The sequence below is a fragment of the Ruegeria sp. AF3 genome (genome assembly GCF_056536285.1).
On sequence record NZ_JBQFJM010000001.1, the window covers coordinates 1041128 to 1056417 of the forward strand.

17 protein-coding genes are annotated in these 15290 nt (G+C 59.1%); 1 reads left to right on the forward strand and 16 read right to left on the reverse strand.

Annotation, left to right across the window (positions count from 1 at the left end; genetic code table 11):
• Positions 1-55 precede the first annotated feature (55 nt).
• The 12 genes from tilS to ruvC form a co-directional block, all read right to left on the reverse strand.
• Positions 56-1315: a tRNA lysidine(34) synthetase TilS gene (gene tilS, locus ACR3FC_RS05210; RefSeq protein WP_480473727.1), complete on the reverse strand. Its 1260-nt coding sequence runs from the start codon at positions 1313-1315 to the stop codon at positions 56-58.
• Positions 1306-2130 carry a tol-pal system protein YbgF gene (gene ybgF / locus ACR3FC_RS05215; protein WP_480476809.1) on the reverse strand — a complete coding sequence of 275 codons (825 nt, stop codon included), beginning with the start codon at positions 2128-2130 and terminating at the stop codon, positions 1306-1308. Before ybgF ends, tilS begins: the two co-directional genes overlap by 10 nt.
• Before the next feature lie 4 nt (positions 2131-2134).
• Positions 2135-2644 carry a peptidoglycan-associated lipoprotein Pal gene (gene pal, locus ACR3FC_RS05220; RefSeq protein WP_480473728.1) on the reverse strand — a complete coding sequence of 170 codons (510 nt, stop codon included), beginning with the start codon at positions 2642-2644 and terminating at the stop codon, positions 2135-2137.
• A 72-nt stretch (positions 2645-2716) separates the two neighbouring features.
• Positions 2717-4036, reverse strand: a complete 1320-nt coding sequence (gene tolB, locus ACR3FC_RS05225; RefSeq protein WP_480473729.1) for a Tol-Pal system beta propeller repeat protein TolB — start codon at positions 4034-4036, stop codon at positions 2717-2719.
• The gene (locus ACR3FC_RS05230; protein ID WP_480473730.1) at positions 4033-5136 is read right to left on the reverse strand and encodes an energy transducer TonB; all 1104 of its coding nucleotides are present in this window, start codon (positions 5134-5136) and stop codon (positions 4033-4035) included. The genes tolB and ACR3FC_RS05230 overlap by 4 nt, the downstream gene beginning before the upstream one ends.
• 9 nt (positions 5137-5145) lie before the next feature.
• Positions 5146-5622, reverse strand: coding sequence for a protein TolR (gene tolR / locus ACR3FC_RS05235; RefSeq protein ID WP_480473731.1), 477 nt, complete (start codon positions 5620-5622; stop codon positions 5146-5148).
• A 2-nt stretch (positions 5623-5624) separates the two neighbouring features.
• A complete protein-coding gene (gene tolQ, locus ACR3FC_RS05240; RefSeq protein WP_480473732.1) occupies positions 5625-6320 on the reverse strand; it encodes a protein TolQ in 696 nt (231 codons plus the stop codon).
• Between the two features lie 109 nt (positions 6321-6429).
• Positions 6430-6813, reverse strand: a complete 384-nt coding sequence (ybgC, locus tag ACR3FC_RS05245; RefSeq protein ID WP_480473733.1) for a tol-pal system-associated acyl-CoA thioesterase — start codon at positions 6811-6813, stop codon at positions 6430-6432.
• A complete protein-coding gene (locus ACR3FC_RS05250; RefSeq protein ID WP_480473734.1) occupies positions 6810-7433 on the reverse strand; it encodes a hypothetical protein in 624 nt (207 codons plus the stop codon). The genes ybgC and ACR3FC_RS05250 overlap by 4 nt, the downstream gene beginning before the upstream one ends.
• A gap of 64 nt (positions 7434-7497) precedes the next feature.
• Positions 7498-8517, reverse strand: a complete 1020-nt coding sequence (gene ruvB / locus ACR3FC_RS05255; protein ID WP_480473735.1) for a Holliday junction branch migration DNA helicase RuvB — start codon at positions 8515-8517, stop codon at positions 7498-7500.
• Between the two features lie 4 nt (positions 8518-8521).
• The gene (gene ruvA, locus ACR3FC_RS05260) at positions 8522-9199 is read right to left on the reverse strand and encodes a Holliday junction branch migration protein RuvA (RefSeq protein ID WP_480473736.1); all 678 of its coding nucleotides are present in this window, start codon (positions 9197-9199) and stop codon (positions 8522-8524) included.
• Complete coding sequence (gene ruvC / locus ACR3FC_RS05265; RefSeq protein WP_480473737.1) at positions 9196-9693, reverse strand: crossover junction endodeoxyribonuclease RuvC; 498 nt, start codon at positions 9691-9693, stop codon at positions 9196-9198. Before ruvC ends, ruvA begins: the two co-directional genes overlap by 4 nt.
• A gap of 333 nt (positions 9694-10026) precedes the next feature.
• On the opposite strand from ruvC, the gene ACR3FC_RS05270 reads away from it, so the two are divergent.
• Positions 10027-10242: a DUF1127 domain-containing protein gene (locus tag ACR3FC_RS05270; protein WP_480473738.1), complete on the forward strand. Its 216-nt coding sequence runs from the start codon at positions 10027-10029 to the stop codon at positions 10240-10242.
• A 106-nt stretch (positions 10243-10348) separates the two neighbouring features.
• Here the strand turns inward: ACR3FC_RS05270 and ACR3FC_RS05275 are convergent, their stop codons facing one another.
• From ACR3FC_RS05275 to ACR3FC_RS05290, 4 genes are all read right to left on the reverse strand, one after another.
• Entirely contained in the window at positions 10349-10705 is a 357-nt protein-coding gene (locus tag ACR3FC_RS05275) for a hypothetical protein (protein ID WP_480473739.1), read from the reverse strand.
• Positions 10706-10794: 89 nt separating this feature from the next.
• Positions 10795-11673: a 50S ribosomal protein L11 methyltransferase gene (locus ACR3FC_RS05280; protein ID WP_480473740.1), complete on the reverse strand. Its 879-nt coding sequence runs from the start codon at positions 11671-11673 to the stop codon at positions 10795-10797.
• Positions 11674-11738: 65 nt separating this feature from the next.
• Positions 11739-12971: an MFS transporter gene (locus ACR3FC_RS05285; protein ID WP_480473741.1), complete on the reverse strand. Its 1233-nt coding sequence runs from the start codon at positions 12969-12971 to the stop codon at positions 11739-11741.
• Positions 12972-13056: 85 nt separating this feature from the next.
• Positions 13057-15252: a primosomal protein N' gene (locus tag ACR3FC_RS05290; RefSeq protein WP_480473742.1), complete on the reverse strand. Its 2196-nt coding sequence runs from the start codon at positions 15250-15252 to the stop codon at positions 13057-13059.
• Positions 15253-15290: the final 38 nt, after the last annotated feature.

Below are 15290 nucleotides of genomic sequence, written 5' to 3' on the forward strand. Positions count from 1 at the left end.
CGGCAGGTGAGACGCTGCCAAGTTACCTCTTAAAATAGAGAGGATTGTCGTATGTTCAATGCGATAAAAAAGATGTGTGGAACTCGGGCCAATCTGACGCAAGACTGGCATGCCAACCATTCGCGAGACCCGCAAGCGGGGCGGCCAGCACCCTATCCGCATTCCAAACCGCAGGCGTCGCTGTCAAAGCTATCCTGGGACGCCCGGTTGCCCGCCACTCGGGCACCTGTTGCAACCCCTCACCCCCCAAAGCACGGATTTCTGCGCCCATTGTTGCCGGTCCGCTCAGCCGCCATTTGCCATCCCACACAGCACCGGGTGCAGCCAACTGAGATTTCACGGCATTAAATTCCCTGCAAATCCAAACACTCCCGCCGTGTGGAACAATAAGACAACCGCCCACTGACGCCGATTGCCCATTCGCAACTGCATCCATCGCCCGATCCACTGCCGCCTGACGCGGGGGATAACCCGACCCGGCAACCCACGAGAGGATTCCCAGCAGGACACGGCGCCGAATCTCAAGGGGCAACGCGGCAAATCCGGCCCGGTTCACCCTCACGTCACTTTGATCCACTTGCGCCACGGACCGTGCGGATTCTTGCGCACAGATGCCAAGTGCCGTGTGTGCCTGCGCCAGATTGTCAGCCACGCGGGACAATGAAAGCGCATCAATTCCCAAAGGTTCTAGACCACCCAAAGCTTCGCGCGCCTTGATCCGATCGAAACGGGCATCCTGATTCGAAGGGTCGTCCACCCATGCCACGCCAGCCCCAGTCAGATAGGTGCGCAGCTGTTCACGGGCAATCCCCAGCATCGGGCGCAGTATCGTCAGCCCCCGCTGTTTCCGAATGGCCGCCATTCCGGACAGGCCCGTGACCCCGGATGATCGGCCCAACCGCATCAACAGTGTTTCCGCCTGATCATCTGCGGTGTGGCCCAGCGCAATGGCATCGATTCCGCGGCCCTTTGCCCATTCGGATAACAAATCATACCGCGCCTGACGTGCGCGGTCCTGCAAGTTGCCGGTACCGTCCCATCCCGACCAACGCAGCGTGTCATGAGGCATCCCCAACGCAGCCGCCTGCAGGGATACCGTTTCGGCCTCGCGCGCGGATTCGGGGCGCAACCCGTGGTCGACCGTGGCAACGAAAAGGGTGATAGCCTCATCCTGCGCCACATGATGCAAAAGGTGCATTAAGGCGACAGAATCGCCGCCTCCCGAAACTGCAATACCCAACTTGCGCGGAAGTGTTTCGGGTAGCCGGGCGCGAAGGTCTGCAAGTAGTTTGCTGGAGTGATGGTTCAAGTACATCCCAACGCGGTCATCTCCTGCGTGGCGTTCGAAAACTCTGGCGCAGAAGGAAAGCGTACTCCGACCTCATTAAGCGTGATGCAGGCCTGATCAGTCTGTCCCAAACGGCCAAGCGCCGCACCCAGTTCGTACAACGCCTCGGGTGCAAATGCGCCCTCGGAATCACCCGTGAAGCTGGCCAGGAATGCTCGGGCCGCTTCGCGCGTGTCGCCAATCCCTTCAAGGGCATGACCGCGTTTCAGGTTGGCTTCGGGCGCCAGCGGACTGCCGGGATAGCTTGTTTCAAACTGCGCAAACAACGTGGCAGCAGTCTGGAAATCGCCATCGGCCAACGCTTGCGAGGCTGCATCAAAATCAGCACGTTCACCTATGGCCAGTTCACCATGATCGGTCGCCGTTGGCGTTTCGATACTTGTTGGCCCGGTGATCACAGCGGCCGTGTCACCACCCAATGTCGAGGTCTCACCCAATGTCGTCAAATCGCCGCCTTCCAGTTCGACCAGCCGGAACTCAAGGTCACCGATTCGGTTGGTGCCGTCAGTGACAATGTTCTGCACCCGCTGGTTCAACTGCTCGGTTTGGCGGGTCAGGCGCTGCAATTCCGCTTCGATCGCGACAACGCGTTCTTGGACCGAACTGCCGGACAGGTTCGGTGCAGGTGAACCCGTGGTAGAAAACTCGCGTTTCAAACGCTGAATTTCCACATGTAGCACCGTTAGTTCCTGACGGATATCTGCAAGAGTTTGCTGATCCTGTGCCTGTGCAACACCAGCCGTCGCCACAACCGCCGCCAAAACCCATCCTGCAATGCGCATCATCTTACCCCAGAGTTGACCCGGTCAGAACCGTTACCGCACGGCGGTTCTTGGAATAACATTCCTCGGTGCTGCAAATCTCGATCGGGCGTTCCTTGCCATAGCTCACGGTATTCAGGCGGCTGCCCGCAACTCCGCGTGAAATCAAGTATTCTCGTGCCTCATTAGCGCGTTTGGCACCCAAACCAAGGTTGTATTCCCGTGTGCCCTGCTCATCCGCGTGGCCTTCAATCGTTGCGACAAAATCCGGATTGGCCAGCAACCAGTCTGCCTGCCCTTGCAGCACTGTTTGCGCCTCGGGCGACAAGGTCGACTGGTCAACGGCAAACAGGACACGGTCCCCGACCGTTTGCTGGAAATACGCGGGCGAGCGCGGATCACTCGGTGATCCGGGGACAATGGATCCAATGCCTCCGCTACCACCACCGCCACCCAAGGCTGAGGGGTCATTGTTTGTGCAGGCGGCGATCACACTCAGCGCGCCCAGCGCCAGAACTTTGCTCAATACGTTCATTTCAGGTGCCTCGTGTTATGTTTATTGCCGCCTGTCTACCACAGGGACGATTTGTTGTGAACTTCACTGCGATCAATTCTGCAATGGGCCCCAGGACGGATCGCTGCCGCCGTCCGGTGTACGTACCGGGCGCAGGTTCCTGCCCGAGATATCCACCGAGTAAAGCGATGCCCTACCGCTGGCCCCCTGCGTTTCGCGGGTGAACATGATGACCCGGCCATTGGGCGACCAGGTGGGGCCTTCATCCAGGAAAGACGCTGTCAGCAAACGTTCTTCTGATCCGTCGATGCGCATCACGCCGATATGGAACCGGCCCTGGTTCTGCTTGGTAAAGGCGATCAGGTCGCCTCGCGGCGACCAGACCGGCGTACCATAGCGACCCGCGCCAAAGCTGATCCGCGTGGCTTCGCCCCCGTTTGCTGCCATTACGTACAATTGCGGCGTGCCGGAGCGGTCGCTTTCAAAGACAATCCGGCCACCATCCGGCGAATAGCTGGGAGCCGTTTCAATTGCGGGCGTGTTGGTCAGGCGCGTACTTTGCCCCGAGGTGATATCCATTTTCCACAGGTCGGTATTGCCGCCCTGAATCAGCGAATAGACAATCGACCGGCCATCCGGCGAGAACCGTGGCGAAAAGCTCATGGTCCCGTCCTGCGTCTTCAGTTCCCGTGGTTTCGGGCGCCCGACTTCAGTCACGTAAATGCGCGGGCTGCCGCTTTCATAACTGGTATAAAGCAGCCGGTCACCGGTGGGTGAGAACCGGGGCGCCAGAACGATGGCGGCGCTGTCAGTCATGTACTGCACATTCGCGCCATCGTAATCCATGATCGCCAAACGCTTCAGGCGCTGGTCCTTCGGACCGCTTTCCGAAACAAAGGCAACGCGGCTGTCAAAATAACCGCCTTCACCTGTGATCCGGCTATAGACCTGATCGGCCACCTTATGCGCCATGCGCCGCCACCCGTCGGTGGTACCTGCCAGTTGAAGGCCATTGCCCAGTTCCTGGCCCGAAAACACATCCCACACCCGGAACCGGACCGTCAGTTTCTGACCGGACACATTGACAGCGCCCGTGATCAGGGCGTCAGCGTTGATCGCCTTCCAATCCGCAAACTGAACCGGAGCTTCGAAGCTGCTGACCCGGCTGATGAACGCATCCGAGGATATCTCGCGGAACAACCCGGTCCCGGTCAGGTCAGCCGCCACCACGCGCGAGATATCTTGCGCGAACTGAGCTGCGGCCGGGCCGTCCGGCACAAAATTCGGAACGGCAAAGGGCAAGGGTTCGATAATCCCCTCATCCAGTTCCAGACGCAAAGGCCCGCTCTGTGCATAAACCGGCGCAGACATCAATGTCAGGCCGACAAAGAGGCTGGTCAGAAGCTTCATCATTTGATCCGCATCCTCTCGGGGTTAAATGTAATCTCAACATCCTGCCAATGTTCGTATTTGTCAGCAGGCAAATCATATCCTTTGGCCCCGCAGCGCAAAATAGCACGTCGCGCAGCCTCGTAGGCCTGTTTAACGGCTCCCGCCGAGCCGCCAGAGCTGTCCAGCATCCGAACGCTGCCGCCGACGACCGTACCATCACGGTTCAACGAAAACGCGACAACAACCACAGTGTTCAGCGCATCTGTGGACAAGGAACCCACATTCCAACATCCAGAGACGGCCAGTCGCATCGCGTCTTTCTCTCCGCTGGTCAGCGGTGGACCAGAGGGTTCGGACCCGCTGCCCAAGGCTTCGGCCAGGGCGTCGTTAATTGCCGTTTCATCGGTTTGTTTTTCAGATTCCGGGGTCGCTTCAGGCGATTTGGCCACAGCGGGTTCGGATGGCGGCCTTGGCCGGTTTGGGCGCACGCGCGGCCGCGGAGATGTCAGGGGCGACTGTTCCTTGGTTTCCTCGGCCTCGGTCACAATCTCCGGGGCTGCCTCTTGCGGCGCGGTCTGATCCTGCTGTTCCTGCTGAACTTCTGCGCCTTCATCCAGGGATACCGGCGGCGTTTCAAAATCATCAGGTTTTGCCTCGGGCGGTGGCGGAGCTATTGCCTCGGGCGCGACGCGATCCGAGGGGCGCGGCTGTGCCTCCGGACCAGGCGGCGCAGGCTGTGCAACAGGCTCGACCTGAGGTTCCGTCAGAACCGGAGGCTCGTCAGGAACCTCGGGTTCTGGCGGCGCTTCCACGATGACAGGCTCTGGCTCTGGTTCTGGTTCAGCCGGTGCAACAGGTTCAGGGCGCGGCTGTTCGTCAATCACGGATTCCGGCGGTTTGGTCACAGCCTCCGGTTGGGGCGGTTGTTGCAAAGCGGTCGGCACTTCGGGGACTTCCGGCGCATCCCGCTGGGCAGTCATCGCCGCGAATTGTTCAGCCGTGATCACTGAGACGTCCTGCACAGCCATCGGCAACGGTTCGGACCTGAAGGTGCCGCCGAACATCGCCCATCCGATCAGGCTGACATGCGCAATCGCTGAAATCTTGGTGCCGGTATCCACCGTGCGACCTCACTCTCCACCTTCATCCAGCGTCGGCCCACCGGTATCGGTCACAAGGCCAACGTTGGAAAAACCGCCCGCGTTCAGTGCACCCATGACCTGCATCACCTGTGCATAAGGGATTGCGCCATCGGCCCGCAGGAAAACCCGGTCGCTGCTCCGCTCTGCCGCAATGGCACGCAGCTTGCCAATCAACTCTTCGCGCAACACATCGGTGGTCTGGATCTGCACGCGGCCGTCTGCGGTCAGAGTCACGGTCAAAGGCTCTTCGTTGTCGCCGGGCAGCGCACTGGCCGCGGTCTTGGGCAGATCGACCGGAACACCAACCGTCAGCAATGGCGCGGCCACCATGAAGATGATCAGCAATACCAGCATGACATCCACGAAAGGGGTCACATTGATCTCGGCCATCGGCTGCGCGCGACCGCGACGCCGACCACGTCTGCGCCCATTGCCGCCCGAAGATTGCTGGATCGCAGCGCCCATCTTCAGCTGTCCAACTGGCGCGACAGGATGGTTGCGAATTCATCCGCAAAGGCTTCATAGCCGCCAACGATCCGGTCACTATCTGCGCTGAGTTTGTTGTAGAAAATCACCGCCGGGATCGCCGCCAAAAGGCCCAACCCTGTCGCCATCAACGCCTCGGCGATGCCGGGAGCCACCACAGCAAGGTTAGTGTTTTGCTGCTCGGCAATCTCGATGAACGCATTCATGATGCCCCAAACGGTGCCAAACAGCCCGATAAACGGAGCTGTGGAGCCAACAGTCGCCAGAATGGGAAGCCCTTTTTTCAAGGTTTCCGCCTCTTTCGCGATGGCGACATCCATCGACCGGTCGATACGCGCGGTTGCCCCGGCAATCAGCCCGCCATCATTGCGATGCGACCTGCGCCATTCGATCATGCCTGATGCAAAGATTTTTTCCGAGCTGCCATCCGGCTGGGTTCCGATCTGCTCGAACAACTCATCCAACGGGTTGCCCGACCAGAAGCTTTCATCAAAAACCTGCGCCTCGCGTCGGGCCGCGCGATAGTTGATCAGCTTCTGAATGATGATCCCCCAGGACCATATGGATGCGCCGGTAAGTACCAGCATCACCAGTTTGACGATAAAGGTCGCGCGGGCAAACAGCCCCCACATGGAGAAGTCGATCTCCTGCGCCAGCGCCAGCGTTTCAGCTTCCATGAACCTGCTCTTTGTTTTGCCTGATGGCCGTTCGTTTGGCCTTGTTTTGCCAAACGCTATCTCAGTTGGTCATGAAAAGCCAACAGAACCACCCACGGTCCGCAAATTGTTACATCAATGCGCGAATCTCTGCCGGCAAACGGATCGGCTTGCCTGCTTTATTGATGCAAACGGCCGTGACTGTTGCACGAAATATTTCGGTCTCACCGCGTCGGACAAGCTGTGCCATGGTCAGACGCACGCCCGAGATTTCGGTAACTTCGGTTTCGACAATCAATTCATCATCGAACCTTGCAGGCGCCAGATACTCGGCCTCAAGCCGCCGCACGACCCAAACAATGCCTACTTCCCGCATGGCGTTCTGGTCATTGCCCAGATTACGCACCCAGTCCGAGCGCGCGCGCTCGATATAGCGCAGGTAGTTCGCATGATAGACAACCCCACCCATGTCGGTGTCTTCATAATACACGCGGATGGGGTAGGTGTGTTTCATTGCAACGTCTCCAGACGGGCAAACAGCCTTAACGCGTGCGAGGCATCCTGTGCCGCCCGTGGCAAAACCGGATCATAGGCCGCCCGGATCAAGGACGCGATGTCGGGACGCAGGATCGTGGCCTCACCTGCGATTGCCAGTGGAGATTGATTGCGAAATGCAGTGTCCGACCAGAGCAAGATTGTCTGCACGACCTGATTGAGCGCAAGGGTTTCAGCCGGAACCTTCGACAATTCTTTGTCCATGCGCAGAAACACAAACGCCGCGCGGATCGCGCCATCTTCTTCGAACCGGAAAATGCGGTACTGGTTTGCATCTGCCTCGACCAGCCGTGCAACCAAAGGTTCCAGATCCGGAACCAGACGATCAAGGTCCGGTACTTCCAGCAGTTCCTGCCAGTCCCGGAAAAAGAAAACCATGCAATTCGCGCCAAGTTCAGGGTCCGTCTCGGCCATTTGGTGACCGGCCAGCGTGACAACAGCTTCAAAAGCCCCCTTTACGGTGGCTAGCGTCTCGTCTTCAACGCCGAAAACGATCGGAACAATAGGCCGTCCCCAGCGCGTAAACAGAAACTCGCCGCTTTCGCGTGTGAACAGCGCCTCAATTTCTTCCGGTGTCACCGCCAGCCCTTTATCTTTTTAAAAATACTCTCGCCGAAAGGTATAAAATCTAAGTGCGCGGGCTTCAACCGAACAGATCGCTTTGCCGCTTGGGCGCGGCCATCCCAAGATGCGTCCACGCCTTCTGCGCCAACATCCGCCCGCGCGGAGTACGCTGGATTAGCCCCTGTTGCAGCAAATAGGGCTCGATCACCTCCTCAAGCGAGTCGCGGCTTTCGGACAGCGCGGCAGACAGGGTTTCAATCCCCACCGGGCCGCCTGCGTAGTTTTCGGCAATCAGCTTCAGATACCGCCGGTCCGCACCATCAAGACCCAGATTATCAACGCCCAGACGGGTCAAGGCACCATCGGCCAGGTCCCGTGTGATCCGCCCGTCCCCTTCGACAATCGCGAAATCCACAACGCGTCTCAGCAATCGCCCGGCGATACGCGGGGTTCCACGCGACCGGCGCGCGATTTCGCGCGCACCATCGTTATCCGCGGGCGCGCCCAGTTTCCGCGCGTTCCGGGTGACGATTTCGTGCAACTCATCCACCGTGTAGAACTGAAGCCGGGTCGGGATACCAAACCGGTCACGCAAGGGCGTTGTCAGCAGGCCCATCCGCGTGGTGGCCCCCACCAGTGTGAATGGCTGCAATTCGATCCGAACGGTGCGCGCAGCAGGACCTTCGCCGATAACAAGATCCAGCTCGAAATCTTCCATGGCCGGGTACAGCACTTCCTCCACAACCGGGTTGAGCCTGTGAATCTCGTCGATGAAGAGCACGTCACGCGATTCAAGATTGGTCAGGATCGCTGCCAGATCCCCCGCCTTGGCCAGAACCGGGCCAGAGGTCATGCGGAAATTCACTCCCAATTCACGCGCCATGATCTGCGCGAGGGTCGTTTTGCCCAACCCCGGAGGTCCGTGAAACAAGGTGTGGTCCATCGCCTCGCCGCGTTGCCGGGCTGACTGGATAAAGATGCGCAAGTTGGCGCGCGCCTCAGCCTGACCAATGAATTCATCAAGCCCCTGAGGACGCAAGGCGCGGTCATTGTCTTCCGGCAGGGGCTCCGGGCGCAGGGTGGGATCAGCGTCAACCATTCACTTACCCTTTCGGAGCCAGCAGCCTGAGGGCCGCGCGGATCAGATCAGCCTCGTCCGCATCCGGCTGGCTTGCAGCCGCTTCAGCCACAGCGCCCGCCGCGTCGGACGGCCCATATCCAAGATTGGCCAACGCCGACAACGCCCCGGCAGACGCGGCCGCAGCACCTGATGGCAGCTTCGATACACGTCTAGGTGCGGGCGTAGAATCATTCGGCTCAACAACCTCAAGTTCCGGGCCGTCCAGCGCCTGAGTAATCGTGCCACCCATGGCCATCACACCCGGCGCCTTGTCCTTGAGGTCCAACACGATCCGCTGGGCTGTTTTTGGCCCGACCCCCTTGGCCGCCTTTACCGCACCCCAGTCCCCCAGGGCAATTGCGCGGCTGACACCGTCGGGTCCCAATGCACTCAGGATCGCCAGCGACACCTTCGCGCCGACCCCCTGGACCGAGCACAGCAGGCGATGCCACTCTTTCTCGACAAGCGACAGAAACCCGTAAAGCTGCATCAGGTCTTCGCGGACAACCATGTCAGTGTAGATCGAGACCGCCTCGCCCACCCCCGGCAATGCCGCCAAGGTCCGGTCGGAACAATAGACAAGATAGCCGACGCCCCGGACATCGATCAGCACATGATCTGCCGCACGATAATCCAGCCGCCCTGTCAGTTTTCCGATCATGCCCGCACCTCTTTCACACGCGCCTGTTGCGTCTTTCCGTAATAGGCGTGGCAGATTGCAATCGCCAGTGCATCCGCCGCGTCGGCCCCTTTCGGCAAACAGCCCGGCAATTGCAGTTTGACCATGTGCATAACCTGCTCTTTCTCGGCATGACCCACGCCCACCACGGTCTTTTTGACCCGATTGGGTGCATATTCCCCCACCGGCAGACCGGCCTGTGCCAGCGTCAGCAACGCCACGCCACGCGCCTGCCCAAGCTTGAGGGTTCCGGCCCCGTCCTTGTTCACGAATGTCTGTTCGATAGCAGCCTGATCGGGCCTGTGATCCGCAATCACTTCGACAATCTGATTGTGCAGCGACAGCAACCGCTCGCCCAGATCGTCGCCATCCGATTTGCATAATCCATTGGCCACATGGCTCAGGCGGCTGCCATTTGATTCGATGACGCCCCATCCCAGGGTTCTAAGCCCCGGATCGATGCCCAGAATTCGCATGTTTTGCCTCGGCCTGCTCGGGTTGTGTGATCTTTTTTCAACGCCTAGCACGAAGCGTGAACATTTTCCAAGCGAATTGACCCCAGGGCTGAAAACGACACGCGTGTTTCAGGCGCGACTTCGGGCGCGTTTTGCGACCCAGTGAAGTCTGAATTCGACACTTTCTCAAAGGCTTTTTCACCAATTGTTTAAGGGGATTACAACTTCGTGAAGCCTTGCAGAAAACGCATAGGACACATGCAAAAACTGAACTTGTGCGAACGAAATGGCGGCACTAGATGCCCCGCAGATCGCAGAAATGCAATGTGAACACTAACCAGAAGGAAACAGGATATGGCTGCACTGGACACAACCCGCGTCGCTACCACTGGCTCGTTCGGCCTTGTTGGCCGTATCGGCGCATTTTTCGTATCGGCCGTTAACGCCGCAGTTGAATGGAATGACGCCCGCGTAACCCGCAACGCGCTGACCGGTCTGACCGACCGCGAACTGGACGATATCGGCCTGTGCCGCGGTGACATCGACTTCATTGCCGAAGGTCGCCGCTAAGAACCGACCCCAACACTTATACGCCCCTTCCTCCTCCCTTGAGGGGCACACAAAAACACCGCGCACCGTAAGGGTACGCGGTGTTTTATTAATCCGAGGGAGCGGATTAGTAGAAAACTTTGTTCAACTGAGTGGCGAGGGCTTGCGACACAGGATCGATTTGCATCACCCAGGCACCGGCTTTTTCGACTGGTGTGCCTTCGTTCAGGCTGTCGATCCGATATTGATAGCCGGTGGGACTAAGGTGGGACAAAAGAAATGCTTTGAAGGCGAAGAAACCGACAAGCGTAAGCAACAGCACCTTTGCTGGCACCGCCGAGCTCACCCGCTGCGGCCTCATCACAACCAGGCCATCCTTGCGCATCGTCGCACGATAGCCGCGGCTCATCTTTTGGTGTTTCTTGTTCAGGCGATTTACGCGCTGATTGAACTCCAGTTGTTTACCCGTCATGGCAGCCTCCAAAAACCGCCCCCCTCGACTTCATTCAGAAAACGGTAAAAAGAGATTGCGACAAAAACGTGGCAAAAACCTATAAAACTCCTGCAAATGGCCTAATTCGCGCCCTGTTTGGTTAAAATTAGGGTCGTCCACTCACCAATCTCGGCCCTATAGGCCTGATTGAACCCGTTTTGTGAATAAACGGAAACCACGTCATCGGCCTGTTCGTTAAGGATTCCCGACAGGATCGCATGCCCACCTGGGCGGAGATTCGCTGCCATTTCGGGTGACAAGGCCACCAAAGGTCCTTTGAGGATATTGGCAAAGATCAGATCGTAGGGTGCGTGTGCCTTGAGGTCGGGATGATCGAAACCTGCGGCTTCAACACACCGAACCGCGCCGGACATACCGTTTGCCTTCAGGTTGGCTTCGGCCACTTCAACGGCCACCTCGTCGATATCGCTGGCAATGAAATCACCATCCCATACCCGGGCTGCCGCCATGGCCAGAACGGCCGTGCCGCAACCGATATCCGCTACTTTCGAGGCACTGAATCCTTCATCCAACAACCGGTCCAGAGCTTTCAGACATCCCAGCGTGGTACCGTGATGCCCGGTGCCAAAGGCCATTGCCGCCTCGATCAGCAGTGGAATGCGACCGTCGGGCAGCTTGTCGGCATCGTGGCTGCCATAGACAAAAAAGCGGCCCGCCTCAACCGGGGCAAGCTCGCGCCGCACATGGGCCACCCAATCGGTTTCAGGCAATTCCGACACAACAAAAGGTTTGGCTTCAAAGGCAACTGCCAGAACGGCCAATGCGGCCTCGTCAGGGGCTTCGGTGAAATATCCACCCACTTCCCACAGGCCCGAGCCATCTTCGACCTCGAACACACCGACGCCGGTTGGTTCGGGCTCCAGCCGCTCCATCGCTTCGCCCAGACCTTCGGCGGCTTTCTTACCTGTCAGCGTAGTCAGCGCAGTGAATGTGGGCATGGGGAACTCCTGTTTCAGTTGGCACTGCGCGTAGGACGGTGCGCCGCCAACGTCAAGCTTGCGACCTATTCCGCCGGGGCTGGCGCGTATTTGCTCAGGACGGTCTCATTGCCCGGTTCCGGGTGGCGTGGAACCAGCAGGGACAGCAGCAGAGAAACGACCGCCATCGCCGCCGCTAGGCCAAATACGGCGCCTGGCGACATGACCCAGAGCAAACCCAGCAACGCGGGCAAGAAAACCGCGGCGATATGGTTGATCGTGAACGCGACTGCGGCAGTTGGCGCAATATCCGCCGGATCAGCGATTTTCTGGAAATAGGTTTTCAGCGCCAGCGCCAGCGCAAACAGCACATGGTCGATGACATAGAGCGTCGCCGCCAACAGCACGCCCCAGCCAAACCAGTAGATGCCACCATAGGCTGCGAACACGATCGCCAGACCGGTGTATTCAAAGATCAACGTGCGCCGTTCGCCAAACTTGGCCACCGCTTTACCCAGCAACGGAGCAACCATCATGTTGATCATCAGGTTGATCAGATACAGGCTGGTCAGCTCATGCACTTCAAAGCCGAACTTCTCGACCATCATGAACCCGGCAAAGACGACAAAGATCTGTCGCCGCGCACCGGCCATGAATTGCAGCGCGTAATATAGCCAGTATCGACGGCGCAGGATCAGTTTCTTGGTTTGCGGTGTGGGGGCATCGAATTGCGGGAAGGCGAACAGGCAAAACAGGGCTAGCAAAGCTGTTGCACCGCCAGCAGCCATGAAGACAAAGTTATAGGACAGATCGAACCGCTCCCAGGTCAGAACGATCAGCCCGTAAACCACCATCGTTGCAGCCGAGCCCATTGCGACCAGCCATCCCAATATCTGCGGCGCGCGATCCTTGGGAAGCCATTGCAACTGAAGCGACTGGTTTACCGTCTCATAGTAATGAAACCCGATTGAACTGAACAAGGTCACGAACAGCAATCCGCCAAGGCTTGGGAACCAGGCCGTAAAAGCCGTTGCGACCCCAAGCATCATCAGCGAGATCATGGCCAGCACCTGCTCGCGAATGAAAATGATGACGGCAATCACGCCGACCGCCAGAAAGCCCGGAATCTCGCGCACCGTGTGTAGCAGGCCGATATCGGCCCCGTCGAAATTCGCTGCCTCAATGACGAAGTTGTTCAACAGCGCGCTCCACGCATTAAACGCGATGGGCATGGTCAAGGCCATCACGAACAGAAGCGTGACAGGACGACGCCAGAACGGAAGGCTCTGCGCCTCGGCAAGGGGCATAGGTTTCAGCATGAGAATCCTCTACGCCCATTTCCCAACTTTGGCGAGGGGGAAGCGACCGGCGCACAATGGCCCTGCGTTAATGCAGACGTCACCGTCAGTAAAAGCTTTGTGGATCGATATCGACGGTCAGGCGGATATCGCCTTTCAGGCGTAACGGGGCAATCCAACGGGCGATAGCATCCTGGATTGGTGCGCCCTTGGGTGCCTTGACCAACAGGCGGACACGGTGACGTCCGCGAATACGGGCAATCGGCGCCGGGGCGGGGCCAAACACCTGTGCACCGATCTGGCGCAATGGACCGTCGTTGCGCGCCATGGCATTGCCGATGTCAAAGACCGGGCCGACCTCTGGCCCTGACAGAACAATCCCTGCCATACGTCCATAGGGTGGCACACCGGCCGCTTGCCGACCGGCGGCCTCGGCCTGCCAAAAGCCCTCTTCGTCCCCCGACAGAATCGCCCGGATCACCGGATGTTCCGGCTGAAAAGTCTGTAACAGCGCCTGCCCCGGTTTTTCAGCCCGACCGGCACGCCCCGCAACCTGCCGCATCAACTGAAATGTTCGCTCGGCAGCCCTCAGGTCTGCGCCATGCAGACTTAAATCCGCGTCGATCACCCCCACCAATGTCAGCTTGGGAAAGTTGTGCCCCTTGGCCACCAGCTGCGTTCCGACAACGATATCGGCATCCCCGGCCGCAATCTCTTCGATCTTGGCCTTTAGTGCGCGGGCTGAGCCGAAAAGATCAGAACTTAGCATGGCAATTTTGGCCTCGGGGAAGGTCACCTCGGCCTCTTCGGCCAAACGCTCAATGCCCGGCCCCACCGGAGCCAGCTTGCCCTCGACCCCGCAGGAAGGACAGAACTCGGGCATCGGCTTGGTCTCGCCGCATTGGTGGCACATCAGGCGCTTCAGGAATCTGTGTTCGACCATGCGCGCGTCGCAATGGTCACAAGCGATCTGTTCCCCGCAGGCGCGGCACAGGGTTACAGGAGCATATCCCCGACGATTGATGAACAAAAGCGACTGCTCGCCTTTCTCGATCCGCTGCTGCACCGCTTGCCGCAAAGTCGGAGATATCCACGTTCCGGCCTGCATCTGTTCGGCCCGCATGTCGATGGGCTTCATCTCGGGCAACACTGCCGCCCCGAAACGCGAAGTCAGGTCGATCCGATCATATTTACCTGCCTCAGCATTTGCCCAGCTTTCCAGCGAGGGGGTTGCGCTGGCCAGAATCACCCGCGCGCCGCAGATGGCCGACCGCAGGACCGCCATGTCTCGCGCGCTGTAATGCACCCCGTCTTCCTGCTTGTACGAGGTGTCGTGTTCCTCATCCACCACGACCAGCCCCAGATCGCGAAATGGCAGAAACAGGGCTGACCGCGCGCCAACAACCAGTTGAGCTTCCCCCTGCCCGACCATCCGCCAGACCCGCCTGCGTTCAGTCATGGTCGCGCCCGAATGCCACTCGGCAGGGCGCGCGCCAAACCGCGCTTCAACCCGTGTCAGGAATTCTGCGGTCAGCGCAATTTCAGGCAAAAGGACAAGCGCCTGCCGCCCCATGCGCAGCGCTTCGGCCACGGCCTCCAGATAGACTTCGGTCTTGCCGGAACCCGTCACGCCTTTCAGCAGCGTCGTGCCGTAATTCCCCGTCCGTTGCCCGGCGCGAAGCTGCGCAACCGCACTTGCCTGATCTTCGGTCAGGTCCTTTCCCGGTAAATCGGGATCAAGATGCGGATACGGCAGGTCGCGCGGGCTGTCTTCTTCACGAACCGCGCCTTGCTTGACCAAGCCTTTGACAACGGACGAAGTTACCCCTGCCTGTTCCGCCAGTTCCTTTAACGTGAATGCCAACCCGCCATAGTCGCGCAACACGTCAAGTACACGGATTCTGGCGTCGGTCATCCGGTCTGGCAGGGTGGCTCCCAAACGATAGATCTTGCGCATGGACGGCGGGTCGCCCAGCCCCGGCGCGCGGGTCGCCAGCCGCAGCATCGCGGGCATCGGTGTCAGAGTATAGTCGGCAACCTTGCCGAGGAATGCCCGCATTTCCTCGCGCATCGGTGCAACTTCCAGCACACGGATCACCGATCGCGCCTTGTTCAGATCGAAACCGCCCTGCCCCGGCCCCCAGACCACGCCCAACACCTTGCGCGGACCAAGTGGCACCTCGACAAACGCACCCAGAAAGCACCCTCCTTCGGGCGCTTTGTAATCCAACGTCCGGTCAAGCGGTTGCGTTGTCAGCACCGCAATCAGCTCTCCCTCGTCGAAAAATCCGTTAGCGCTCACAGCATATCCTTTGCAGGGGGTTCCAGCATGGCTCTCTT